We start from the raw sequence: 24,441 nt of genomic DNA, 5'->3' as shown, positions 1-24,441 counted from the left end.
AGGGCTAAACTAGTGTTCACCTTGCCTGCGCAGTGAGATCCTACGCCGCCGGCAAACTGATCTGGAACGCCAGGCCGCCACCGGCGCGGTTGCGCACCTGCAGTTCGGCGCCGTGGCGCAGCAGCACGCGCTCGACGATGGCCAGGCCCAACCCGGCGCCATTGGCCTGGCCGCGCGCCGTGTCCAGGCGGGTAAAGGGCTTGAGCATCTGTTCTATCTTTTCCGATGGCACGCCGGTGCCGTGATCCTGCACGTCGATGATCACGCGCCGCGCCGCGCCGCTGCCCTTGAGCTGGCAGCTGATGTCGATTTCGGTGAAATCGCCACCCGGGGTCTTGCCGTAGCGGCGCGCATTTTCGATCAGGTTGTTCAGCACGCGGCGCAAGTCGGTCGGGTTGCCCATCACGTGGGCGTCCTCGGCGATCGCGGTGGTGATCTTCACATCAGGCAAGCGCATCGTTTCGCGCGCCATATCGGCCAGCAAGCCGCCCAGGTCGACGTCGGTAAAGCTCGACGCCTCGGTCGGTTTGGCGTAGTCGAGGAACTGGCCGATGATGTCGTCCATCTGGCCGATATCGGACTGGATGCCGTCGCGCGCCTCGTCGGACAGGTTGGCCATTTCCACTTCCAGCTGCATGCGCGCCAGCGGCGTGCGCAGGTCGTGCGAAATGCCGGCCAGGATCACGGCGCGGTCCGATTCCACCTGTTTCAAATCGTCGACCATCTGGTTGAAGCTGCGGTTGGCCTCGATGATTTCGATCGGGCCTTTTTCCGGCAGCGGCGCCGGCTGCTTGCCCTGGGCGATGGCGCGCGCCGCCACCGTCAGGCGCGACAGCGGCAGGTTGATCAGGCTGGAAATGATGGCCGCGCCGATCAAGGAGAGCAGCGACACCAGGCTGGCCCAGCCCAGCCACTGGAAGCCCGTCAGGCCGCGCAGGCGCTCGCGGTCGAGCATCAGCCAGTAGGCGTCATCGTCGATCTTGAAGCTGACCCAGAAACCGGCCACGCCGTTCACGCGCGCGGAAAAGCGCGTGTCGCGCCCCAGCTTGGCCTTGACCAGCGCTTCGATGTCGGGCATCAGGTAGTTGTCGGGTGGCGGATCGACGCGGTCGTCTTCCTCCAGCGAGAAGATGCGGATGCCTTCGTTGCTGACCAGGTCGAACAGCAGTTCGCGGCGCAGTTCGGGCGCCGAGTGCGTCAGCGCCGCATGCGTGATGGTGACCACGGAAATGATCTGGGCGGAAATCTGCTGCGCCTGCGGCTCGCGCTGGATCACGGAAATCATGCCGATCCAGGAGATCATGCTGACGGTGGTCAAGGTGCCGAGCAACAAAAACGTGCGCCAGAACAGGCCGCTTTTCAGCCGTGCCAGGCTGAGTTGGGGAACAAGTTTCATCAAGCCTCGCCAGCGATCAGCGCGGCTGTCCGTCCGGAATGAACACGTAGCCCAGGCCCCACACGGTCTGGATGAACAGCGGGCTAGACGGATCGGGTTCGATCAGCTTGCGCAAGCGCGAGATCTGCACGTCCAGGCTGCGGTCGAACACTTCGTACTCGCGTCCGCGCGCCAGTTCCATCAGCTTTTCGCGCGACAGCGGCTGGCGTGCATGGCGGGCAAACACTTTCAGCACGGAAAATTCGCCGGTGGTCAGCGGCACCGTTTCGCCCTTTTTTTTCAGGGTGCGGGTGCCCAGGTCCAGCACGAAGTCGCCAAATTCGAAGGTTTGCGGGGTTTCCGATGGCGCGCCCGGAATTTCGTCCGGGCCCTTGCGGCGCAGCACGGCGCCGATGCGCGCCACCAGTTCGCGCGGATTGAACGGTTTCGGCAAATAATCGTCGGCGCCCATTTCCAGGCCCACAATGCGGTCCACGTCTTCGCCCTTGGCCGTCAGCATGATGATGGGCGTCTGGTCGCCGGCGCCGCGCAGGCGGCGGCAGATCGACAGGCCATCTTCGCCCGGCAGCATCAGGTCGAGCACCAGCAGGTCATAGCGTTCGCGCAACCACAGCTTGTTCATGGCGGTGGCGCTTTCGGCCGTAAACACATTGAAGCCCTGTTCGGTCAGGTAGCGGCGCAGCAGGTCGCGCAAGCGCACATCGTCGTCCACCACCATGATTTTTGCCTGGTGGCCGTGGACATTTTGCGTTGTAGTATTGCTGGAGGTTGTGGTCATTTGGTAGGTCGTGTTATCTTATATTGGTTGCTATAGTAACGCCTGGCGCAGCACGATCAAGTGGCTGGTGCGACCCATTACATACTGTTACAAACTTTACCCAATTACTCTTACTGCACCGTGTAAAGCATCATACACTGGGGACACAGTGGAATTGAGCTTTATGTTTATACGGCATCGCGGAAGAGGAACTCAATGAATAACGTCAGCCAAAAAATTCACACCGCTCCCAGCACATCTGCGTCCGCACCTGCCGTGCATGTGCTGTCTTCGTTGGTGTTGAGCGCGGTACTGGCCTGTGGCGTTGTCCAGGCACAGGCGCAGCAGCCGCCGCGCCGTGACGACCAGCAGCAGCTGCAATCGCAGCGCTTCGAACAGCCGCAGCGCAACAATGATAACCGACTGCGCGAACAGCGTGATGCACGCAGTTTCGACACGCGTGTCGAAGAGCAGCGCCGCGCCAGCGAAGGCGCCGATGCGGCGCGCCGCACCGGCCGCATGACCCCCGACGAGCGCCGAGACCTGCGCCGCCAGATCAACGAAGTCGGCCAGGATATCTATTCCAATCCACCACGCCGCTAAGCCAGGCAGGCGGTTTTGCCGCCACCCGGCCCCTTCAATTTTTTGTGTCTCCCGACACTGCCAGGCACGCACGCCGGGCTTCCCCGTGATATTGTTGCAATGCAATTTGACCAGTTTCGCGATCGGGGGACGCAGTGAGCAATGAAGCAACACCAGGGCCTGGCGACAGCCAGGCTGGCAGCCTTGCGCCAGGCCTGCTGCAACGCAAGGATGGGGTGTTTTTCGACTTGTCGCTGGCGCCGCAGCAACTGCGTTCGGCCGTCGACCAGCTATTCCAGTCCGGCATGCTACTGGCCGGCATCGACTATCCTCTTTTCCTGATGACCTTGTACCACGCCCCGGCGCCACGCACGCCGCCCAAGGGCGAAGCCGTGGTGCGTATCGCCGCCAGCGTGGCGCCTTTCTCGCCGCTGCGGCGCGAGCTGTACGAACATATCAAGGTCGGCGGCGAGGTGGCCGATTGCTATTTCGAGGCCGTACCGTCGAGCGAGGACAGCCGCGTGCCGGTTATGCGCGATTTTGACGAGATGGTCGCCGCGCTGTGGGCCAAGGGGGTGTTTTACGGCATCGACAGCGGCGTGGTGCGCGCGATGATCGCCTCCGGCAAGGCCGAGCGCATCACGGTGGCGCGCGCCTTGCCGCCGCAGCCGGGGCGCGACGCGCAATTGGTGGAGGTATCGCAAGGCATCCACCGCAACGACGCACCGCGCGAGCGCTCGAACGGCCGGCTGGACCTGCTCAGCTTCAAGAACCGTTTCCCGCAAGTCAAAAAGCATGCGCGCCTGCTGTACAAGCTGCCGTCGGTTCCCGGCTTGCCCGGCTTTGCGCTCGATGGCGCCGTGTTGCCGCCACCGCCGCCGCTGGAAGTCGAGCTGGCCACGGTGGCTGGCGAGGGCACCGCCGTCGAACGCTGCAGCGATGGCGAATTTCTGGTGGCCGCCATGGAAGGCTATCTGAATATCGACGAGCAGGGCAAGATTTCCATCGGTAACAAGATCGTCAGCCGCGAGGGCGTCAGCAGCCGCACCACCGGCAACCTGAAGCTGCGCGCAGCGTATGAAGAATACGGCGAGGTGCAGGAACAGCGCGAACTCGACGGCAGCGACATCACCATCCACGGCCATGTCTACGGCCGCCTGCATTCGCAAGGCGGCACCATTTTGTTGCACAGCAATCTGGTCGGCGGCACCGCCGTCAGCGAGCAGGGCGATATCCGCGTCGACGGCGTGGCCTCCGGCGCCGTGATCCAGACCCGCAACGGCGAAGTACGGCTTGCGCGCGCCGAAAGCTGCGTCATCTCCGGCACGCGCGTGGTGATCGAGCATGCCAGCAATTGCGACATCATTGCCGATGAGGTCGTCATCGAAATGGCGCTCGGTTGCGCGGTGGCGGCGCGCACCATCCGCATCGGCAGCGCCGGCGCGCGCAAGCAGGTCGAGCTGCGCGCCTTTCCGCTGGTGCCGGACTTGTCGCTGCTGGAAGAGAAGATCGCCGGCAGCGTGGCCCGCGCGGCCCAGTACGGGCAAATGCAGCGCAAACGCCAGCAGGAGATCGACGCCATCGCGCAATTGCCGGAAGTGCGCAGCTACCTGACCCTGGCCGGCCAGCTGCGGCGCGGCGAGCTGGTGTTGCAGCCGGCCCAGCAGGCGCCATACGACAAGCTGGCGGCCCGCATCGCACCCGTGCTCAAGGAGGTGGCGCGGCTGCGGGTGGAAGTGAAGCAATCGGAAATTTTGCAGGCGCAGATGCTGTCCCTGGCCGAGGACGGGCGCGTGCAGCGCGCGGCGACGGCCGGCCAGTCCCGCTGCTGGCTGGGGCTGGTCGATGGCGACACCATCGTGCGCTCGATGGTGGTGCCGCCGGGACAGGTCAAGGTCTACGACCTGGGGCCGAAGGAAATCAAGGCCCTGCTGCACAGTGCGATACCGGTAACGCAGATGGTGTTTGCCGACAGCAGCGGCAGCCTGGACTGGACGTATAGTCCGCCGCCACTCGATCCCGTTTAGTCTGTCACCCGGCCGCGCGACTGCTTGAGAGCGCTGTGCGTGCTCTTGCTGTCGAGCCGGCGCCGCTGCGAGCCGCGCGTGGGCTTGGTGGCGCGCCGCACGGCGGGCAGGAAGGTCACGCTGTCGATGATTTCCTGCAAACGGCGCAAGGCCTCTTCCTTGTTCTGTTCCTGGCTGCGCGATTGCTGCGCCTTCAATACCAGCACGCCGTCCTTGGTGATGCGGCTGTCGCGCAGCGCCAGCAGCCGCTCCTTGTACGCTTCGGGCAGCGACGAGGCGGCGATGGCAAAGCGCAGATGGATGGCGCTGGACACCTTGTTGACGTTCTGCCCGCCCGGCCCCTGGGCGCGGATGGCGGAAAATTCGACTTCGGCGGGATTGACGAGGTGTTGCATGGCCAGCCTGGGGATCGGAAAGGCCTCCATTGTAAGCGAAGCGGAGGGGCGCACTGTGCTGGCGCAAGCAACGACCTCCCTGCTGAAAGTGTGCTATGGGCAAGTTGATGTGCGACAAGCCAGCTGCCGGCCAGTTCGCTAGCATGGGCTTTTCGCGCATGCCATTGAAAGGACGCCCATGCAGCCCACGACGACGCCATGTGCCGCGGCATCGCACTACCTGAGCTTTCGCCTTGGCGGACTCGACTACGGTCTGCCGTACGGCCGCGTGCGCGAACTGCGTGCGTTCCGGGAACTGGACCGCTTTTCCTCGGAAGGCGCGCTGCTGCATGGCGTGGCCGTTTCGCGCGGCATGATCATCCCCATCGTCGACATGCGCGCCGCCTTCGGCATGCACAGCCAGGCGCCGGCGCCCACGCTCGACGTGATCATCCTGCAGCTGAGCAGCTGCGTGATGGGCCTGCTGGTCGATGAGGTGCACGATATCGTCAGCCTGTCCACCGCTGACATCCATCCGGTGCCGGGCGTGGGCGCGCTGGAGGCCGACTACCTGATCGGCCTGGGCGTGGCGCACGGGCGGCGCCTGATCCTGGTCGATATCGACCGGCTGATGGCGATCCGCAGCGCCAATCCGGTGCGCGTGGCGTAAAAAAAGACGGCTGGCGCCGTCTTTGGTTTTGCGGGCCGCTTACGCGCCCAGTTTTTCCAGCTGGTCCTGCAGGTCCAGCCATTCCGCTTCCAGCTGCGCCAGGTCCTTGGTAAAGAAGCTCTGGTCGGCCAGCAGCTGCTTCAGCTTGGCCTTGTTGGCCGCATCGTAGATGGTCGGCTCGCCCAGCTTGGCGTCGGTTTCCGCTTTTTGCGCATTGCGCTTGGCGATCTGCTCTTCCTGGCGCTTGATCTTGTTCTCGATCGGCTTGCGCAGGGCGGCCGTTTTCTGGCGTTCTTCGGCTTCCTTGCGCTTGTCGCGCACGGGGGCGGCAGGTGCGGCGGCCACCACAGGCGACACCACCGGGAAGTCGGTCTTGTTGGCCTTGCCGGCCGCCGGCAGCACGTCGGTGCCCTTGCCCAGCTTGGTCTTGAACAGCCAGTCCTTGTAATCGTCCAGGTCGCCGTCAAACGGTTGCAGCTTGCCATCGGCCACGATGATGAATTCGTCGGTGGTGGCGCGCAGCAGGTGGCGATCGTGCGATACCACCACCAGCGTGCCTTCGAACTGGGCCAGCGCTTCGGTCAGCGCTTCGCGCGTTTCCAGGTCCAGGTGATTGGTCGGTTCATCGAGCAGCAGCAAGTTCGGGCGTTGCCAGACGATCAGCGCCAGCGCCAGGCGCGCCTTTTCGCCGCCCGAGAACGGCGCGATCGAGGCGGTGACCATATTGCCGGGGAAATTGAAGCCGCCCAGGAAGTTGCGCAGTTCCTGCTCGCGCGTGGTCGGCGCGATCTTCGACAAGTGCCACAGCGGCGACTCGTCATGGCGCAGCATTTCCACCTGGTGCTGGGCGAAGTAGCCGATGTTCAGCCCCTTGCCCATGGTGGCGTCGCCGCTCAAAGGCATCAGTTCGCCGGCGATGGTCTTGATCAGGGTCGATTTGCCGGCGCCGTTCTGGCCCAGCAAGCCGATGCGCTGGCCGATCTGCAGCGAAAACTTGATGCCGTTGACGATGGTTTTATGCGTGACTTCGCCGGTCGCTTCGTTTTCGATCTTGTAGCCCGCATCGACGTCTTCCATCACCAGCAGCGGGTTCGGCGCGGAGAGCGGCTCGCGGAACTCGAACGAGAATTCGGCGGCGGCGCGCAGCGGCGCCAGTTCTTCCATCTTGGCCAGCGCCTTCATGCGGCTCTGCGCCTGGCGCGCCTTCGAGGCCTGGGCCTTGAAGCGGTTGACGAACGACTCCAGGTGGGCGCGCTTGCGCTGCTGCTTTTCCAGCGCGCCGGCGGCCAGGATCATCTGCGCCGCGCGCTGGCGCTCGAAGCTCGAATAGTTGCCCGAATAGCGTTTCAGCTTGCGCTCGTCGATATGCACCACCACGTTGACCACTTCGTCGAGGAAGTCGCGATCGTGGGAAATGATCAATAAAGTGCCGGCATAGCGCTTGAGCCAGTCTTCGAGCCAGATGATGGCGTCCAGATCCAGGTGATTGGTCGGCTCATCGAGCAGCAGCAGGTCGGACGGGCACATCAGCGCTTGCGCCAGGTTCAGCCGCATGCGCCAGCCGCCGGAGAAGCTGGCCACCGGCTGCTGCATCTGGTCCAGGGTGAAGCCCAGGCCCAGCAGCAGTTGCTCGCCGCGCGACTGCACCGTGTAGGCGTCGGCGTCGGCCAGGGCGCTGTACATATTGCCGATGGCGATGCCGTTTTCCGTGGTCTCCGGCTGGGATTCCAGGTACGCCAGTTCCGCTTCGAGCTTGCGCAAGGTGGCGTCGCCGTCGATCGCGTAATCGAGCGCGGCGCGGTCCAGCGGCGGGGTTTCCTGCGCCACGTAAGCCACGCGCCATTTGGCCGGGAAATCGATCTCGCCCTGGTCAGGGTGCAGCTCGCCGCGCATCATCGCGAACAGGCTCGATTTGCCCGCGCCATTGGCGCCGATCAGGCCGATCTTGTCGCCCGGGTTGAGTGTGACGTCGACCTGTTCGAGCAACGGTTTGATGCCGCGCATCAGGCTTACTTGTAGGAAACGTATCATTTTTTTCTTTGTGAAGGCTGGGCTTGGACCCTCGCCGTAAAAATATCGTGTAGGTCGGATTAGCCCGAAGAGCGTAATCCGACGGGTGCCGCACAGGCATGTCGGATTGCGCTACGCTAATCCGACCTACCAATTCCATTAAACCAGTTTCAACTGCTCGGCCGTCAGCAAAAACACCATGTCGTCGCCGGCGCTGGTGGTCAGCCAGGTCAGCCCCAGTTCGCCAAAAGCCGCTTCCGCGTATTCACGCTCGTTGCCGATTTCGATCATCAGGATGCCGTCGTCGGTCAGCCGTTCGGCCGCGCCGGCGATGATTTTGCGCACCAGGTCCATGCCGTCGCTGCCGCCGTCCAGGGCGATCTGCGGCTCGGCCAGGTATTCCTGTGGCAGCGAACGCATCGATTGCGAATTGACGTAAGGCGGATTGCTGACGATCAGCTTGTATTTCTTGGCCGGCACATTGGCGTACAGGTCGGACTCGATCAGGTTGATGCGGTCGGCGAGCTTGTAGGTGTCGACGTTGCGCCTGGCCACGGCCAGCGCATCGGCGGAAATATCGACCGCGTCCACGGTGGCGCTCGGGAAGGCGTCGGCCATCATGATGGACAGGCAGGCGGAACCGGTGCACAGTTCCAGGATGTTCTCCACCGATTCGGGCTCCGGTACCCACGGCGAAAAGTACTCGGGGATCAGTTCGGCGATAAACGAGCGCGGCACGATCACGCGTTCGTCGACGTAGAAATTATAGGTGCCCAGCCACGCCTCATGCGTGATGTAGGCGGCCGGCACGCGGTCGATGCTGCGGCGGTCGATCACGTTCATCACGGCCGCCACTTCCGACTGCAGCAGTTTGGCGTCGAGGAAGGGTTCGAGCTTGTCGAGCGGCAGTTTCAGGGTGTGCAGGATCAGGTAAGCCGCTTCGTCGAACGCCTCGGCGCTGCCGTGGCCGAAAAACAGCTTGGCGGTGTTGAAACGGGTGGTGGCGTAGCGCAGCAGGTCGCGTGGCGTGGTAAACGGATTCGGGGTCATGGCATTCTCGGAAAGACGGTGTTCTGGCCCGCCTTGACGGGCCTCGGTAATGAGTCAGGCGGGCAGCAAATGCTCCAGCGTACGCCGGTAAATATTCTTCAAAGGATCGATATGGCGCAGTTCGATGTGCTCGTCGATCTTGTGAATACTGGCATTGGGCGGCCCGAATTCTATCACCTGGGGGCAGATCTGCGCGATAAACCGCCCATCCGAGGTGCCGCCAGTGGTCGACAGTTCGGTGCTGATGCCGGTTTCTTCGAGGATCGCGTTTGACAAGGCATCGGACAAGGTGCCGCGTGGCGTGAGGAAGGGCAGGCCGCTCAGGGTCCAGTCGAGATGGTACTGGAAGTCGTATTTGTCGAGGATGGCGTGCACGCGCTGCCGCAGTTCTTCGGCCGTGCTGGCGGTGGAAAAGCGGAAATTGAAGTCGATCACCATGGCGCCCGGAATCACATTGTTGGCGCCCGTGCCGGCATTGATGTTCGACATCTGCCAGGACGTGGGCAGGTAATATTCGTTGCCGTCGTCCCACTGTTCGGCCACCAGGTCGGCGATCGCCTGGGCCGCCACGTGGATCGGGTTCTTCGCCAGTTGCGGGTAAGCAATGTGACCCTGGATGCCCTTGACGGCAAGCCGTCCCGACAGCGAACCGCGGCGGCCGTTCTTGATCATGTCGCCCAGCTGCGCGCTCGAGGTCGGCTCGCCCACCAGGCAATAATCGATCGTTTCGCCACGCGCCTTCAGCTGCTCGCAGACGATGACGGTGCCGTCAGTGGCCGGGCCTTCCTCGTCGCTGGTGATCAGGAACGCGATCGAGCCGGAGTGTTGTGGCGTATCAGCGATGAATTCCTCGCAGGCCACCACCATGGCCGCGATCGAAGTCTTCATGTCGGCCGCGCCACGGCCGTACAGCTTGCCGTCGCGCCGGGTAGGCATGAACGGCGCCGAGGCCCATTGTTCGGCCGGACCGGTCGGCACCACATCGGTATGGCCGGCAAACACGAACACCGGCGAGGTGGCGCCGCGGCGCGCCCACAGATTGGTCACCCCATTCGATAGTATGGTTTCGCAGACAAAACCAAGCGGCGTGAGCAGGTCGATCAGGTGCTGCTGGCAGCCCTTGTCGTCTGGCGTGACCGACGACAGCGCGATCAGTTTTTCGGTCAGTGCCAGGGTTTTCGAGGCAGTCATGGTTCAGGCCGTAAAAAGGGTGGTGTATTGCGCGCTTGAAAATGCCACGCTGAACTGGCCGTCGCGGTCCAGCACCGGGCGCTTGATGATGGACGGGTTTTCCAGCATCAGCTCAAGCGCGCTGGCCGCGTCGACAATGCTGGCCTGGCGCTCGTCGGACAACGCGCGCCAGGTCGTGCCTTTCTTGTTGACCAGCAGATCCCACGGCAATTGCGTCAGCCACGCTTCGACCGTCGCCCGTTGCAGGCCCTGTTTCTTGAAGTCGTGAAAGGTAAAGTCGTGTTGCTGGTCAGCCAGCCAGGTGCGGGCTTTTTTGACGGTATCGCAATTGGGGATGCCGTAGAGTGTGATGGTCATAGTGGGTCGGGCCAGGAGGATGCGGATTGCTTGATCGCGACGCTTGCGCTTGTGCAAGGTCACGGGGTTGGCCGTCATTATACAGTCGTTGCGTGGCGATGCGGCGCTGCAACACCGCATCGCTCAGGCTGGTTCCTTGCGCGATGGCGTCGTTCCAGCTGGCGTCGCCGCACTGAAATCGAGTTCCAGCCGCAAGGCCAGCGCGCGCATGGCGCCGCTTTGCTGCAGCTGCATGGCCAGCGCGATATGGCCATCGGGGCGCACCAGGCAGGCGCAGTCGCGGCTCAGGCTCGCCAGTTTGGCGGCGGCATTGAAGGTATAGCAATGCACGGGCAGCTTCAGGCTGCGCGCTTCGTCCAGCAGTTCCGGCGCCGGCTCGCCATAGATATGCAGTTGCCAGTCCATGCTGCGCAGCGCCGTGAAATTGTCTTGCGTGCCATCGAACAGCCAGGGCAGGCGGTCGCCGCCGCGCAGATGTTCGGCATGGCCGCCCGATAGCGCGCTGTCCTCGTAGCGCACCTGGATTTGAGACACCGTCCTGAACAGCAGCCGCCGCGCCCCTTCGAAGCCCGACAGATAGGGCAGCGCATGCGGCACCAGCCAGCGGCGCAGCAAACGCCCGCCCACGCCTTGCGACACGATGGCGCGAAAAGCGCGGTCGGTGGTGGCGACCAGGCTGCGGGCAAAGCCGATGCGCTCGCTTTCATAGGTATCGAGCAGGGCGTCGCCGGCCTTGCCCTGCAGTTTTTTTGCCAGTTTCCAGGCCAGGTTGACGGCGTCGCCGATGCCGGTGTTCATGCCCTGGCCGCCGACCGGGCTGTGCACGTGGGCCGCGTCGCCGAGCAGGAAACAGCGGCGCCGTCGAAACTGCGGGGCAACACGGTGATGCACGCGGTAGGTGGAAAACCAGTTGACGTGGTTGACCTGAATATTCAGCAAGCTTTCCACCTCGCCGCGGATATCGTCGAACACGGGGGCGGGCGCGCCGTCGGGCCGGTCGGGCAGGATGCCGATCAGGCGCTGGCTGCCGCTGCTGCGCACCGGCAGCATCAGCGCAAAGGTGTTCGCGCCCAGATGCGCCTGCAGGTCGGTGTTGTCGCCCGCCACCTCGGCGTCGGCCACGTAATAGCGGTGGTCATAGGTGCCGCCCGAAAAATCGATGCCGGCGATGGCGCGCACGGTGCTGCGGGCGCCGTCGCAGCCGCACAGGTAGTCGAACACGCCATGCTGGACCTGCCCGTTCTTGATCAAGGTTGCCTGTACTTCGCTGTCGAGCTGCACCCAGTTCTCCAGCGTGGTATTCCACTCGACTTCGACATGGGCGCGCGCCAGCTTGCCGATCAGGAACAACTCATGTTCATCCTGTGGCAGGCTCAGCACGAAAGGATAGGGGCTGATCCCGGCGCCGATCTCGCCCAGCGGCAGGCTGGCCAGCTCCCTGCCTGCTTCGTGCACATGCATCGCCTCGATCCTGATGCCCAGCGTGACCAGTTCGTCGGCAAAGCCCATCTGCTGGTAAAACTCCAGGGTGCGCGCATGGACGGCCATCGCGCGCGAGGCCTCGCCCGGGCCGCTGTTGCTGTCGATGATGCGAAACGCCACGCCGTGGCGGGCCAGCCGCAAGGCAAGCATGAGGCCGGTCGGGCCGGCGCCGACGATCAAAACCTGGGAAGTGTTCATCTGTCCAGTATAGGACAGCTTTTTCAACAGCACGGTAAAAACGCGCGGCCATGAAAAAGTCCCGCGCGCGGCGGGACTTGGTCGATTCAACTCAAGCGCCTTGCGGCGCCGTCATCAGATACCGCGCAGCAATTCGTTGATGCCTGTTTTTGCGCGGGTTTTCGCGTCGACGCGCTTGACGATCACGGCGCAGTACAGCGAGTACTTGCCGTCTTCCGACGGCAGGTTGCCCGACACCACGACGGAACCGGCCGGCACGCGGCCGTAGGTCACTTCGCCGGTGGCGCGGTCGTAGATCTTGGTCGACTGGCCGATATACACGCCCATCGAGATGACCGAGTTTTCTTCGACGATCACGCCTTCGACGATTTCCGAACGGGCGCCGATAAAGCAGTTGTCTTCGATGATGGTCGGGTTCGCTTGCATAGGCTCCAGCACGCCGCCGATGCCGACGCCGCCGGACAGGTGGACGTTCTTGCCGATCTGGGCGCAGGAGCCGACGGTGGCCCAGGTGTCAACCATGGCGCCTTCATCGACGTAGGCGCCGATATTGACGTAGGACGGCATCAGCACCACGTTCTTGGCGATAAAGCTGCCGCGGCGGGCAACGGCTGGCGGCACCACGCGGAAGCCGCCCTTGGCGAAGTCTTCGGCGGTGTAGTTGGCGAACTTGGTCGGTACCTTGTCGTAGAACTGCATCGTGCCGTCCGATGGCAGCACGATATTGTCTTCCAGGCGGAACGACAGCAGCACGGCTTTCTTGACCCACTGGTTGACAACCCAGTCGCCGGTGGTTTTTTCGGCCACGCGGATGCTGCCGTTGTCCAGGCCATTGATGACGTGGCCGACGGCGTCACGCAGTTCGGCGGCGCCATTGCGCGGATTGATCTCGGCACGGTTTTCCCAGGCCTGGTCGATGATGGTTTGCAGTTGTTGGCTCATGATGTTCAGTCAGTTCAGTTGGTTGTTGCGGATGCGGTAAGCTGCTGGCAGAATTTTACTATGCGTTGCGCTGCTTCCAGCCCTTCGGCCGTTTCGGCCACCAGGGCCATGCGGATGCGGTTGCGGCCCGGATTGCTGCCGTGCGCGTCGCGCGCGAGGTAACTGCCAGGCAATACCGTCACATTATATTCGGCGTACAGGCGCTGTGCGAACGCGGTGTCGGACAGGCCGGTACGGCTGACGTCGGCCCACAGATAAAAGCCGGCATCGGGCAATGCCACGTCCATCACCGTTTGCAGCAGCGGGGTGATGGCGTCAAACTTGGCGCGGTACTTTGCGCGATTTTCCTCGACATGGGTTTCGTCGTTCCAGGCCGCGATCGAGGCCGCCTGCACGGCAGGGCTCATGGCCCCGCCGTGGTAGGTTCGGTAAAGCAGGAATTTTTTCAATACTTCGGCGTCGCCGGCGACAAAACCCGAGCGCATGCCGGGCACGTTGGAGCGCTTCGACAGGCTGGAAAACACCACCAGCCGCGCATACGGGCGCTCGACGCTGGACAGGCCCAGCATGTGGGCCGCCTGCAGCGCGCCCAGCGGCGCCGTGTCGCCGTGGTAGATCTCGGAATAGCATTCGTCGGCGGCGATCACGAAGTCGTAACGCTCGGACAGGGCGAACAGATGTTCCCAGTCGGTCAGGGTGAGCACGGCGCCGGTCGGATTGCCGGGCGAACACAGGAACAGCAGTTTGACTTTTTCCCAGACGGCGGCGGGTACGCTGTCATAGTCGCAGCCGAAGTTGCGGGCCGGATCGGAATTGACAAAATACGGCTCGGCGCCAGCCAGGTAGGCCGCCCCTTCGTAGATCTGGTAGAACGGATTCGGGCTGATCACCAGCGAGCCGGCTGCCGGGTCGATCACCGTCTGCGCCAGCGCGAACAGCGCTTCGCGCGAGCCGTTGACGGGCAGGATCTGCGTGGCGGGGTTGAGCGCCGGAATGTCGTAGCGGCGCGCCAGCCAGCCGGCAATCGCGCCGCGCAAGGCTTCCGAGCCGATGGTGGTCGGATAGCTGGCCAGGCCCGCGATATTGTCGACCAGCGCCTGCTCGATAAAGGCTGGGGTCGGGTGCTTCGGTTCGCCCATGCCCAGGCTGATGGGCGTGTAATCAGGGTTGACGGTCACGCCGGCAAACAGCTGGCGCAGCTTTTCAAAGGGATATGGTTGCAGTTTTGAAAGAAGTGGATTCACGGAGCGGACCAGGGCAAGAGTGGAAATAAGGTAGACGGCTTGCTGTGTATGAAAATGACAGCGGTCAAGCATTCCATTATAGCCGCCCTGACTTGCCCTGACTGTTGCGCATGCCGGGCGCTGGCGCGGCAGGGTAAAATACGCCTTATGTCTACCATACTTGCCCTTGAAACTTCTTCCGAACTCGCATCGTGCGCCTTGCTGCGCGGCGATGTCGTGCTGTCGCGCTCCTCGTCGGGCGTGCGTACCCACTCCCTGTCGATCTTGCCGATGGTGCAGGAATTGCTGGCCGAAGCCGGCGTGGCCCTGGCCGACTGCGACGCCATCGCCTACGGTTCCGGCCCCGGCTCGTTTACGGGCGTGCGCACGGCCTGCGGCATCGCCCAGGGCCTGGCCTTTGGCGCCAGATTGCCGGTGGTGCCGGTGGTGACGCTCGACGCCATGGCCCTGGCGTGCCAGCAAGCGCATGGCGCGCAGCAGGTGCTGGCCGTGCTCGACGCGCGCATGGGCGAAGTGTATTGGGCACAATATGATGTGACTGATGGCGTGAAAATCGTGTTGCCGCCAGCCTTGAGCGCGCCAGCCGGCGTGGCGCCCCAGGGCGAGGTGATGGCTTGCGGCAATGGCTTTGCCGCCTATGCCGAGGCGCTGGCCGGCTTGCCCTGCGCCGCTGGCGCCGATGCCGCCATCATGCCGCATGCCGAGCACATTGCCCGGCTGGCGCGGGTCGCCTTTGCCGCTGGTCATTTCGTGAGCGCCGCCGAGGCGCAGCCGCTGTATCTGCGCAACAAGATCGCCTATACCAGCGCCGAGCGGCTGGTGATGCAGCAGGAGAAAGCGGCTGCCGGGGCGGCGCCATGATGCAGGCCGGCCAGCGCGACTTGTTGCGCCTCGATTACCGGCCCATGCTGGCAAGCGACCTGCCGGAAGTGGCGGCATTGGAGCAGCGCGTCTACCCGCACCCCTGGACGCACGGCAATTTTGTCGATTCGCTCAACAGCGATTACCCGGCCCGGGTGCTGCGCGACCCGGACGGCGCCTTGCTCGGTTATTTTTTGCTGATGCTGGTGGTTGACGAGGCGCATCTGCTGAACGTCGCCGTCGACGGCGCCATCCAGGGCCAGGGCCTGGGCCGCTTCCTGCTCGACCAGGCGTGCCATTGCGCGCGCCAGCAGGGCATGGTCTCGATGCTGCTGGAAGTGCGCCCGTCGAACACGCGCGCGCTCGATATTTACCGGCGCTACGGTTTTGAACAGATCGGCCGGCGCAAGGGCTATTACCCGGCCAGCAATGGTCAACGCGAGGACGCCATCGTCATGCGTCATGCCTTATGAGCCGCAGCGCCGTCTTTCTCGATGAAATGGGCGTCGGCCCCTTGTGGCGCTTGCGCCAGGGCGCGGCGACGGCAGTGGTCGACGAGATAGTGATTGAAGCCCCGTTGGCGATTGCAGACCCCGGACCCGAACCCGAACCGGTGGCCGAGATTGCGCCGCCAGTGGTGATGGTCGAGCCGGTGTCCGAGCCGGCTGTGCTGGCCGAAGACAGCTCCACCGCCTGGTTCGACGATGCACCGGCACCCAAGCCCGTCACACCGGTCACCGACGCGGAAATTGCCGCCATGGACTGGGATGCCTTGTCCGCCGCCGTGGCCAAATGCACGCGCTGCGATTTGTGCAAGACGCGCAAGGGCGTGGTCATGGGCCGCGGCGACCGTCAGGCCGAGTGGCTGATGGTCGCCAGCAGCCCGTCGCGCGGCGAGGAACGCGAAGGACGTGCGCTGGGCGGCGAGCAGGGGCTGTTGCTGGACAATATGTTCAAGGCCATGCAGTTGGACGCCGGCAAGAATGTCTACATCACGCATCTTTTAAAATGCCGTCCGCTCGATGACAGCGGCCAGGAGCGCCTGCCGACCGACGCCGAATCGGCCGCCTGCCGGCCGTATTTCGATCGTGAGCTGGCGCTGCTGCAGCCACGCACCATCGTCACCCTGGGGCAGATGGCGGCAGCAGTCATCATTGCCGGTGAAAAACCGGTGCGCGGCAAGGTACGCGAGCTGGGTAGTGCATCCGTGGTGGCCACTTTCCACCCGGACATGCTGCTGCAGGACGAGACCGGCAAGGCCAAGGCGCGCGCCTGGGCCGACCTGTGCCTGGCGGCCAGCACGCATGCCGCCCGAGCTTGACCACTACCAGCGGCGCTTCGAGCACCGCTGGGGCCATCTGACGCGGCCCCATGTGCGCGCGCTGGCCTGGCTGCTCGACGCGCCCGACCTGCTCGATCCGGCCAGTGTGCACTGGCACGGGCAAATCGCCACCTTGGGCCCGGTCACCAGCGAGGTTGCCGCCTGGCTAAACGCGCTGCAGGAGGACCCGGCGCCGCTCGATGCCGCGCTGGGCAACAAATTCTATTCGCGCCTGGGCCTGTACGCCGAAAAGCTGATGGCTTTTTATTTCGAACAGCATGGCCTGCTGCACGCTCACGGCCTGCAGGTGCAGGTCAACCGCAACGACACGGTGGGCGAGTTCGACTTCCTGCTCAAACAGGATGGTCAACTGCTGCACTGGGAATTTGCCACCAAGTTCTATCTGCTCGAAGGCGCGCCGGACGCGGGCGTGTTTCATCATCTGATCGGCCCCAACCTGGCCGACACGCTCGGTCTCAAGATGCGCAAGATACTCGGCAAGCAACTGGCGCTGTCCGCGCATCCGGCCGCAATGTCGCTACTGTCGCAGCGCGTGGATCGTGCCCAGGCGCTGGTCAAGGGCTGGCTGTTTCACGAGCATGGCGAGGTGCGGCAGCTGGACGGCATTTTCCACGATCACAATCACGGTTTCTGGTGCACGGCGGCGCAAGTGCAGGGCGGGCGCTATGTGATCCTGCCGAAACTGCAGTGGCTGGCGCCATTCAAGGGACAGGACGCGGAAGTCGTCGATGCGGCCCGCTTGCCGGCCAGGCTGGCCGATGCGGCGCAGCCGGTGCTGGTGGCCGCCGTCGAGCATATTGATGGCTGGGAAGTGGAAACGGCGCGTGGCTTTGTGGTGCCCGATGACTGGCAACGCCAGGCGGCCGAGCGGCGGCAGCTGGGGAAACTACCGGCCTGATGTAATCAGTTAATGCTTCTGCTCGCCAATCAGCGACAGATTGTCATGCTCGGCCTGGTTCAGCTTGTGCTTGCGCATGATCATGTACATGGTGCCCGCCACAAACAGGCCGAATACCGTGATGATGATGTTCAGCGGCAGGTGTAAGCGGATCATGATCGAATACACGGCCAGCATGGTGAGAATCGACAGGTTTTCATTGAAATTCTGCACCGCGATCGAGTGGCCCGCGCTCATCAGCACGTGGCCGCGGTGCTGCAGCAGCGCATTCATCGGCACCACGAAAAAGCCCGACAGCGCACCGATCAGTACCAGCAGCGGGTAGGCGACCCATACCGAATGCACTTGCGTCATCATCATGACGATCACGCCCATGGCGATGCCCAGCGGAATTACGGTCAGCGACTTGCGTAGTGGAATGAAGCGTGCCGACAGGATGGCGCCGGCGGCCACACCGATGGCGACCACGCCGACCAGGCTGGTCGCCTTGTCGAAAGGCATGTTCAGCGACTGCTTGGCCCATTCCAGCACGATCAGCTGCAAGGTGGCGCCGGCGCCCCAGAACAGCGTCGTTACTGCCAGCGTGATCTGGCCCAGCTTGTCTTTCCACAGGATGCTGTAGCAATTGGCAAAATCGGTAATCAGTTTGACAGGATTGCGTTCCTGGTGGGCGTACTTGCAGCCGGTGTCCGGGATTTTCAGGTTGGCCAGTGTCGCCAGAATATAAATGCCGACCACCACGCACAACGCCGCTTCGGTCTTGCTGGTAATGCCGGTGTCGATCAGCGGGAAGTCGAACGACAGCAGCATGTCCGACACATGGCCGCTGACCAGGGCGCCGCCCATGACGGTGCCGAGAATGATGGAGGAAACGGTCAGGCCTTCGATCCAGCCATTGGCGGCCACCAGTTTTTCCGGCGGCAGCAATTCGGTCAGGATGCCGTACTTGGCCGGCGAATACACGGCGGCGCCAAAACCGACCACGGCGTAGGCCAGCAGCGGGTGCACATGGAAGAAGACGAGGGCGCAGCCGAAGATCTTGACCATGTTGGCGATGAACATGACCTTGCCCTTGGGCAGGGAATCGGCGAAGGCGCCGACAAAGGCGGCCAGCAATACATAGAACAGCACGAACGACAGTTTGAGCAGTGGCGTGATCCACGCCGGGGATTTCATGGACACCAATAAATCGACGGCGACAAAAAAGAGGGCGTTATCAGCCAGCGACGAAAAGAACTGCGCTGCCATGATGGTATAAAAACCACGATTCATTCTGGGTTGCCTGAAATCATATCTGGCTTGCTTTATACCACGAAAAAACGGCAACCCCCAAGTTTGGCAGGGCCCGTTCTACGCGAATTGCTTAAGACTTCATTAAATCTTTGCCATAGTAAAAATGTTTATATTCATGAACATTTTATAAATGGCGGCGAGCACAACGCGATATTTCCGATCGTTTGCTCGGTACCGAATCTCGCGTGACGGCGCCGCGGCGATTGTATATACTGTATATATAACCAGTTATTTTAAATCGGACTCTTCCATGGCCAAAGCCAAAACCAATTACACCTGCAGCGATTGCGGCGCGATCAGCAATAAATGGATGGGGCAGTGCACCTCCTGCAACCAATGGAACACCATGGTCGAGACGGTGGCCGATGCCGCGCCCGGCAACAACCGCTATTCCAATCCGCAGCATATGTCGCTGGCGCAGACGGCGCCGGTGCTGTCGCTCGACGATATCGAGGCCATCGACGTGCCGCGTTTCGGCACTGGCATCGAGGAGTTCGACCGCGTGCTCGGCGGCGGCATGGTGGCCGGCGGCGTGGTGCTGATCGGCGGCGACCCCGGCATCGGCAAGTCAACCCTGCTGTTGCAGGCGCTGGCCAATATGTCGCACCACAAGCGCGTGCTGTATGTCAGTGGCGAGGAATCGGGCGCGCAGATCGCCTTGCGCGCCAAGCGACTGGTGATCGACGCCAAGGAACTGAAATTGCAGGCCGAGATCCAGCTGGAAAAAATCCTCGCCACCCTGAATGACCTCAAGCCGGAAGTGGTGGTGATCGACTCGATCCAGACCGTGTATTCCGATGCGCTCAGCTCGGCGCCAGGTTCGGTGGCGCAGGTGCGCGAATGCGCGGCGCAGCTCACGCGCGCGGCCAAGCAGACTGGCGTGACCATCATCCTGGTTGGCCACGTGACCAAAGAGGGCGCGCTGGCCGGCCCGCGTGTGCTCGAGCACATCGTCGACACGGTGCTGTATTTCGAGGGTGACGCCCATTCCAGTTTTCGCCTGGTGCGCGCCATCAAGAACCGTTTCGGCGCCGTCAATGAGCTGGGCGTGTTCGCCATGACCGAAAAAGGCCTGAAGGGTGTGTCGAATCCGTCGGCCCTGTTCCTGTCGCAGCACGACAACCAAGTGCCGGGCTCGTGCGTGATGGTAACGCAGGAAGGCACGCGGCCCCTGCTGGTGGAAATCCAGGCACTGGTCGATACCAGCCATTTGCCGAACGCGCGCCGGCTGTCGGTCGGCCTGGAACAGAACCGCCTGGCCATGCTGCTGGCGGTGGCGCACCGCCATGCCGGCATCGCCGCGTTTGACCAGGACGTGTTCATCAACGCGGTCGGCGGCGTGAAGATCACCGAGCCGGCGGCCGACCTGGCTGTCTTGCTGGCGATTAATTCATCGATGCGCAACAAGCCCTTGCCGCGCGGCCTGGTGGTCTTTGGCGAAGTGGGGCTGGCCGGTGAAATCCGCCCGGCGCCGCGTGGGCAGGAACGCCTGCGTGAAGCGGCCAAGCTGGGCTTTACCCTGGCCATGATCCCGAAATCGAATTTGCCCAAGCAGGCGATCGAGGGGATCAAGGTGATCGCCGTCGAGCGCATCGACGAAGCGTTCAACAAGCTGCGCGACCATGAGTAAAGGATGGCGTGGTTGAACTGACAATTTTATATTGAGCTAAACGAAATTTCTATTTGGAACTATAATATTCGCCCTATCGAGACGCGCCGCCATGGCGCGTTGAATGAACTTCTTGAAGAGCGTATACAGTGTCAGTAGAACAAAGGCAGAGCGCGCGCAAGATCTTGCGCGCCAAGGCAATGTTAATCATGGATGGCGCCGGCCCGGTGGCGGCGCGCACCATCGATGTGGGGCCGGGCGGCATGTCGGCGGTGGTGGCCGAACCGGTGCAGGCTGGCAAGCAGGGCAAGGTGCTGTTCGAATTGTTTTTTGACGGCAAGGCCAATATCATCGAAGCGACGGTTGCCGTCTCGCATTGCATCTTCAGCAGCACCGGCTTCAAGGTGGGTTTGAGTTTCATGCGGCTCGACATGGCCGTGACCAGCGCCATCTCGAAGTTCATGCGGTAAAATGCGTGCAGTGCGGCAAAAGCGGCTCTGTTTGCCGGTTTGATATTTCAGTAATGCTGCATAATGAGCAATCAACAGAAAGCTTGCCGCCGCCTTGTGCGGCCGACGGGCTTGCTGCGGGGCGCGCGGTGATCAGCTGAACCGTGTGTTGTAATCGACAACAACGGGAATGCCATATCATGTTCAACTCCACCATCACCAGCAAGCCTTACACCAATACGGCGACCCAGACTGCGCCCTCGGCCGATGTCTATGCCAAGGTCGAGAAGCAGATGCTGTCGCAAAACACCGGCGTTACCAAACTCAATAACAACCTGGTGCGCGACCAGACCAAATTGTCGGCGCTGGGCCAGCTGCAATCGGCGCTGGCCAGATTCCAGGGTGTGGCGCAAAACATGGCGGGCAGCGGCCTGGCCACCTCGGCTACTTCCAGCAAGGCCGGCGTGGTTGCCGCCACCACCAATGACAAGGCCGTCAGCGGCAGCTACGCCATCGACGTGAAACAATTGGCGCAGGGCCAGACCCTGTCCACCGCAGCGCAAAAGGCGTCGAACACGGCCATCGGCACGGGCGCCGCGGCGCAGATCAAGATCGAGCTGGGCAGTGTCGACGGCAAGCAGTTCTCCGCCGGCGACGGCAAGGCCATCACCCTCACTATCGACAGCAGCAACAATACCCTGGACGGCATCGCCGCCGCGCTGAAAAAAGCCGGCGTCGATGCCAGCGTGATCAAGGGCGAAGGCGGCTACACGCTGACCATGAACGGCAAGAGCGGCGCTGATAACAGCATGCGCATCAGCGTGACGGGCGACGCGGCCATCAGCAATCTGCTGACCTATTCTCCCAGCGCCAGCAAGGGCATGCAGCAGAGCGCGGCCGCGCAGGACGCGCTGGCCACCGTGGCCGGCAAGGAAGTGAAAAGCAGCAGCAACACCTTGAGCAGTGCCATCGACGGTGTGACGGTGGAGCTGAAAGCCAAGGGCGAGACCAATCTGGTGGTGGCCAAGGACAGCAGCCAGATCGCCAGCAATGTCGCCAGCTTCGTCAAGGCTTATAACGAGCTCAACACCAAGATGCAGAGCCTGCAAGATGGCGACCTGAAATACGATACGGCGCTGAAACAGGTCAGCACGCAAATGTCGCAGGTGCTGCGCACGGCCAGCAATGGCGTGCCGGTATCGGTGCTGGCCAGCGCTGGCGTCACCCTGGGCAAGAGCGGCGAACTGGTGCTGGACGAAAAAAAACTCAAGTCCGCCATCGCCGCCGATCCGGACGCCGTCAGCAAGCTGTTTACCAATAATGGCAAGGGCGTGGCTGAGCAGTTCGGCAGCAAGATCGGCGAACTGACGGGCACCAGCAGCCTGATCACCAAGGAAGTGCAAACTGTCGGCAAGGAAATCACCAGCCTCAACACCAAAAAGGCCGAGCTGGCCAAGGCCCTGACGGCGCAGGCCGAAGCGCTGGTGAAACTGTATTCGGCCCAGGAGCAGATGGGCATCGGTTCCGTGCTGCCAGGTTATACGGGTAAAAGTTCGCTGTTCGACTTCATGGCCTGATGATTCAGCGCTGCTCCCGCTGCGCAAAAAACGCCGACGGCGAGCTGCCAAAGGTCTTCTTGAACATCGCCGAAAACGCCGACTGGCTGGCATAGCCCAGCTCTTCGGCCACCTGCGACAGCGGCACCCCGCGCGCGATCAGCGGCGCGGCGTGGGCCAGGCGCACCTGCTGGCGCCACTGGCCAAAACTCAGGCCCAATTCCCGTTCGAACAGCCGCGCCAGGGTGCGTTCCGACGCGCCCACCAGCTGCGCCCAGTGCTGCAGCGTCTGGTTCGAGCCGGGCTGGTCAATCAGGCTGGCGCACAGGGTTTTCAGGCGCTTGTCGGTCGGCAGCGGCACGCGGATGGGGCGCGTGCTCGAACGTTTCAATTCATCCAGGATCAGCTCGGCCAGCAGCGCTTCACGCGTGGGTTCCTGGCCCGGATCGAGCTGTTCCAGCGCCATGATCAGCTGACGCAGCAGGTTCGATACTTCCAGCACCTTGCAATCGCGGCCGGCGAATGGCGCGCGCCCGGCCAGCACGCACAAGGGGCGCAGCCTGGTTTTCTCGAGCATCGTCACTTCATGTTCCACATTGGGCGCGATCCAGATGGCGCGCATCGGCGGCAATATCCAGCTGCTGCCCAGCGCGGTGATGCGCAGCACGCCTTCGAGCGCCAGGGTGACCTGGCCCCAGGGGTGGCTGTGCGGCAGCAGGAATTCATCGGGCTGCAGGTCGCGCGCGATCATGGTCACGGGAATGGCCGCGCTGGGCGCCTCGCGCGGCGGACACATGCGGGTATGGCGAAAAATGGGAACGGCCATCAGCTTGGCAGGAAGTCGATAAAGAATGTCATTCTATCGGAAAACAGGCGATAGTAATTTGCATACACTGCAAGCTCACCAGTATAAATCAGGGGATGACATGACAACAACCTTGCGCAGCGACGCGCGCGTGATCGGGCTGGTCGGCCTGGCCCACGGCGTGTCGCATTTCTATCATTTGATCCTGGCGGCCTTGTTCGTCTGGCTGAAACCCGCCTTCAACCTCAGCTATGCAGAGCTGGGGCTCCTGATGACGGTATTTTTTATTATCTCGGGCGTGGGCCAGGCGCTGGCCGGCTTCGTGGTCGATCGCTTCGGCGCGCGCGCCGTGCTGATGACCGGGGTGGCCTTGCTGGGCGTGTCGGCGCTGGCGCTGGCCCAGGCGCACAGCTACACCGGGCTGATGCTGGGCGCCATGCTGGCCGGTACCGGCAACAGCGTGTTTCATCCGGCCGACTACACCATTTTGAACCAGCGCGTGTCGCCGGCGCGCGTGGCCTACGGTTTTTCCGTGCATGGCATCAGCGGCAATATCGGCTGGGCACTGGCGCCCGTGTTCATGACCTATGTGGCCACCCACTATGACTGGCGGGTCGCCTTGATGAGCGCCGCCGTGCTGCCGTTCGGCGTGCTGCTGATTTTGTTCGTGAACCGCCATGCGATCCGTCCCGAGCCGTTGAAGGCCGCCGCAACGCCCAAGGGCAATATACCGGTCGAAGGCACGCTGTCGTTCCTGCGCCTGCCGGCCGTCTGGATGTGCTTTGCCTTTTTCTTCATTACCGCGCTGGCCCTTGGCGGCATCCAGAGTTTTGCCAGCGTGGCGCTGGTCAAGCTGTATGGCATGACATTGACGATGGCCACCAGCGCCTATACAGCCTATATGCTGGCCTCGGCGGTCGGCATGGCGGCCGGCGGCGTGGTCGGTGCGCGCAGCAGCCACCCCGACCGCAACGTGGCGATCGCCTTTTCGGCGGCGGCCTTGCTGGCCGTGCTGCTGGGCATGACTCTGGTGCCAGCCTGGGGCGCGGTGGTGCTGATGGGCGCGATCGGTTTGACTTCCGGCGTGGCCGGGCCCTCGCGCGACCTGATGATACGCGCCGCGGCGCCGGCGAACGCCACCGGCCGCGTGTATGGCGTGGTGTATTCGGGCCTCGACAGCGGCCTGGCCGTCGGCCCCTTGCTGTTCGGCGCCCTGATGGATGGCGACCAGCCGGCGCTGGTGTTCGTGTTGATCGGCGTGTTCCAGGCGCTGGCGATTGTCACGGCGGTCGGGGTTGGTGGAAAAACGCGCGCCGTGGCGCTGCAAAAGGCATAAAATCATGACCAT

23 protein-coding genes are annotated in these 24,441 nt (G+C 63.0%); 11 read left to right on the top strand and 12 right to left on the bottom strand.

The window, feature by feature from the left end; all coding sequences use genetic code 11:
* Nucleotides 1-40: 40 nt before the first annotated feature.
* Nucleotides 41-1,396 (bottom strand): sensor histidine kinase, encoded by a 1,356-nt coding sequence (locus ASR47_RS05220; protein ID WP_065306695.1) that lies wholly within the window; start codon nucleotides 1,394-1,396, stop codon nucleotides 41-43.
* A 16-nt stretch (nucleotides 1,397-1,412) separates the two neighbouring features.
* Nucleotides 1,413-2,174, bottom strand: a complete 762-nt coding sequence (gene ompR / locus ASR47_RS05215; RefSeq protein ID WP_065306694.1) for an osmolarity response regulator transcription factor OmpR — start codon at nucleotides 2,172-2,174, stop codon at nucleotides 1,413-1,415.
* A 261-nt stretch (nucleotides 2,175-2,435) separates the two neighbouring features.
* On the opposite strand from ompR, the gene ASR47_RS05210 reads away from it, so the two are divergent.
* Nucleotides 2,436-2,756, top strand: a complete 321-nt coding sequence (locus ASR47_RS05210; RefSeq protein WP_245714262.1) for a hypothetical protein — start codon at nucleotides 2,436-2,438, stop codon at nucleotides 2,754-2,756.
* A 134-nt stretch (nucleotides 2,757-2,890) separates the two neighbouring features.
* On the top strand, nucleotides 2,891-4,762 hold the full coding sequence (locus tag ASR47_RS05205) for a flagellar assembly protein A (protein WP_065306693.1): 1,872 nt from the start codon (nucleotides 2,891-2,893) through the stop codon (nucleotides 4,760-4,762).
* Here the strand turns inward: ASR47_RS05205 and arfB are convergent.
* On the bottom strand, nucleotides 4,759-5,157 hold the full coding sequence (arfB, locus tag ASR47_RS05200; protein ID WP_065306700.1) for an alternative ribosome rescue aminoacyl-tRNA hydrolase ArfB: 399 nt from the start codon (nucleotides 5,155-5,157) through the stop codon (nucleotides 4,759-4,761). The two genes, ASR47_RS05205 and arfB, sit on opposite strands and share 4 nt — an antisense overlap.
* Nucleotides 5,158-5,335: 178 nt before the next feature.
* Here arfB and ASR47_RS05195 point away from each other — a divergent pair, with 178 nt between their 5' ends.
* Nucleotides 5,336-5,806 carry a chemotaxis protein CheW gene (locus ASR47_RS05195; protein ID WP_065306692.1) on the top strand — a complete coding sequence of 157 codons (471 nt, stop codon included), beginning with the start codon at nucleotides 5,336-5,338 and terminating at the stop codon, nucleotides 5,804-5,806.
* A 39-nt stretch (nucleotides 5,807-5,845) separates the two neighbouring features.
* Here the strand turns inward: ASR47_RS05195 and ASR47_RS05190 are convergent, their stop codons facing one another.
* From ASR47_RS05190 to dapC, 7 genes are all read right to left on the bottom strand, one after another.
* The gene (locus tag ASR47_RS05190; RefSeq protein ID WP_065306691.1) at nucleotides 5,846-7,837 is read right to left on the bottom strand and encodes an ATP-binding cassette domain-containing protein; all 1,992 of its coding nucleotides are present in this window, start codon (nucleotides 7,835-7,837) and stop codon (nucleotides 5,846-5,848) included.
* 138 nt (nucleotides 7,838-7,975) lie between these two features.
* On the bottom strand, nucleotides 7,976-8,866 hold the full coding sequence (gene prmB / locus ASR47_RS05185) for a 50S ribosomal protein L3 N(5)-glutamine methyltransferase (protein WP_065306689.1): 891 nt from the start codon (nucleotides 8,864-8,866) through the stop codon (nucleotides 7,976-7,978).
* Nucleotides 8,867-8,920: 54 nt separating this feature from the next.
* Nucleotides 8,921-10,057 carry a succinyl-diaminopimelate desuccinylase gene (gene dapE / locus ASR47_RS05180; protein ID WP_065306688.1) on the bottom strand — a complete coding sequence of 379 codons (1,137 nt, stop codon included), beginning with the start codon at nucleotides 10,055-10,057 and terminating at the stop codon, nucleotides 8,921-8,923.
* Between the two features lie 3 nt (nucleotides 10,058-10,060).
* Nucleotides 10,061-10,414, bottom strand: a complete 354-nt coding sequence (locus ASR47_RS05175) for an ArsC family reductase (protein WP_065306687.1) — start codon at nucleotides 10,412-10,414, stop codon at nucleotides 10,061-10,063.
* Nucleotides 10,415-10,537: 123 nt separating this feature from the next.
* Nucleotides 10,538-12,094, bottom strand: a complete 1,557-nt coding sequence (locus ASR47_RS05170) for an FAD-dependent oxidoreductase (RefSeq protein WP_065306686.1) — start codon at nucleotides 12,092-12,094, stop codon at nucleotides 10,538-10,540.
* Between the two features lie 114 nt (nucleotides 12,095-12,208).
* The gene (dapD, locus tag ASR47_RS05165; protein WP_065306685.1) at nucleotides 12,209-13,036 is read right to left on the bottom strand and encodes a 2,3,4,5-tetrahydropyridine-2,6-dicarboxylate N-succinyltransferase; all 828 of its coding nucleotides are present in this window, start codon (nucleotides 13,034-13,036) and stop codon (nucleotides 12,209-12,211) included.
* Between the two features lie 14 nt (nucleotides 13,037-13,050).
* Nucleotides 13,051-14,280, bottom strand: a complete 1,230-nt coding sequence (dapC, locus tag ASR47_RS05160; protein WP_065306684.1) for a succinyldiaminopimelate transaminase — start codon at nucleotides 14,278-14,280, stop codon at nucleotides 13,051-13,053.
* Nucleotides 14,281-14,427: 147 nt separating this feature from the next.
* Here dapC and tsaB point away from each other — a divergent pair, with 147 nt between their 5' ends.
* From tsaB to ASR47_RS05140, 4 genes are read left to right on the top strand one after another with little or no spacing between them, the layout of a single operon-like run.
* Nucleotides 14,428-15,141 carry a tRNA (adenosine(37)-N6)-threonylcarbamoyltransferase complex dimerization subunit type 1 TsaB gene (tsaB, locus tag ASR47_RS05155; protein ID WP_065306683.1) on the top strand — a complete coding sequence of 238 codons (714 nt, stop codon included), beginning with the start codon at nucleotides 14,428-14,430 and terminating at the stop codon, nucleotides 15,139-15,141.
* Nucleotides 15,138-15,614, top strand: a complete 477-nt coding sequence (gene rimI, locus ASR47_RS05150) for a ribosomal protein S18-alanine N-acetyltransferase (protein WP_065306682.1) — start codon at nucleotides 15,138-15,140, stop codon at nucleotides 15,612-15,614. Before tsaB ends, rimI begins: the two co-directional genes overlap by 4 nt.
* On the top strand, nucleotides 15,611-16,462 hold the full coding sequence (locus ASR47_RS05145) for a uracil-DNA glycosylase (RefSeq protein WP_065306681.1): 852 nt from the start codon (nucleotides 15,611-15,613) through the stop codon (nucleotides 16,460-16,462). Before rimI ends, ASR47_RS05145 begins: the two co-directional genes overlap by 4 nt.
* Nucleotides 16,446-17,381, top strand: coding sequence for a DUF1853 family protein (locus ASR47_RS05140; RefSeq protein ID WP_065306680.1), 936 nt, complete (start codon nucleotides 16,446-16,448; stop codon nucleotides 17,379-17,381). The genes ASR47_RS05145 and ASR47_RS05140 overlap by 17 nt, the downstream gene beginning before the upstream one ends.
* 9 nt (nucleotides 17,382-17,390) lie before the next feature.
* On the opposite strand, the gene lplT is transcribed toward ASR47_RS05140, so the two are convergent.
* Nucleotides 17,391-18,653 (bottom strand): lysophospholipid transporter LplT, encoded by a 1,263-nt coding sequence (gene lplT, locus ASR47_RS05135; protein WP_065306679.1) that lies wholly within the window; start codon nucleotides 18,651-18,653, stop codon nucleotides 17,391-17,393.
* 271 nt (nucleotides 18,654-18,924) lie between these two features.
* On the opposite strand from lplT, the gene radA reads away from it, so the two are divergent.
* The 3 genes from radA to fliD all read left to right on the top strand — a co-directional run bounded on the left by radA (nucleotide 18,925) and on the right by fliD (nucleotide 22,309).
* Nucleotides 18,925-20,304 carry a DNA repair protein RadA gene (radA, locus tag ASR47_RS05130; protein WP_065306678.1) on the top strand — a complete coding sequence of 460 codons (1,380 nt, stop codon included), beginning with the start codon at nucleotides 18,925-18,927 and terminating at the stop codon, nucleotides 20,302-20,304.
* 128 nt (nucleotides 20,305-20,432) lie between these two features.
* The gene (locus ASR47_RS05125; protein WP_281218418.1) at nucleotides 20,433-20,753 is read left to right on the top strand and encodes a PilZ domain-containing protein; all 321 of its coding nucleotides are present in this window, start codon (nucleotides 20,433-20,435) and stop codon (nucleotides 20,751-20,753) included.
* 179 nt (nucleotides 20,754-20,932) lie between these two features.
* Nucleotides 20,933-22,309: a flagellar filament capping protein FliD gene (gene fliD / locus ASR47_RS05120; RefSeq protein WP_065306676.1), complete on the top strand. Its 1,377-nt coding sequence runs from the start codon at nucleotides 20,933-20,935 to the stop codon at nucleotides 22,307-22,309.
* A gap of 4 nt (nucleotides 22,310-22,313) precedes the next feature.
* On the opposite strand, the gene ASR47_RS05115 is transcribed toward fliD, so the two are convergent.
* Nucleotides 22,314-23,114 carry an AraC family transcriptional regulator gene (locus ASR47_RS05115; protein WP_065306675.1) on the bottom strand — a complete coding sequence of 267 codons (801 nt, stop codon included), beginning with the start codon at nucleotides 23,112-23,114 and terminating at the stop codon, nucleotides 22,314-22,316.
* 100 nt (nucleotides 23,115-23,214) lie between these two features.
* On the opposite strand from ASR47_RS05115, the gene ASR47_RS05110 reads away from it, so the two are divergent.
* Nucleotides 23,215-24,429, top strand: coding sequence for an MFS transporter (locus ASR47_RS05110; protein WP_065306674.1), 1,215 nt, complete (start codon nucleotides 23,215-23,217; stop codon nucleotides 24,427-24,429).
* The last annotated feature ends 12 nt before the right edge of the window (nucleotides 24,430-24,441 follow it).

Source organism: Janthinobacterium psychrotolerans, from assembly GCF_001677885.1.
GTDB classification, from domain to species: Bacteria; Pseudomonadota; Gammaproteobacteria; order Burkholderiales; family Burkholderiaceae_D; genus Janthinobacterium; species Janthinobacterium psychrotolerans.
Note: the sequence above shows the minus strand (reverse complement) of the source record. Positions and strands in the feature narration are given on the sequence as shown.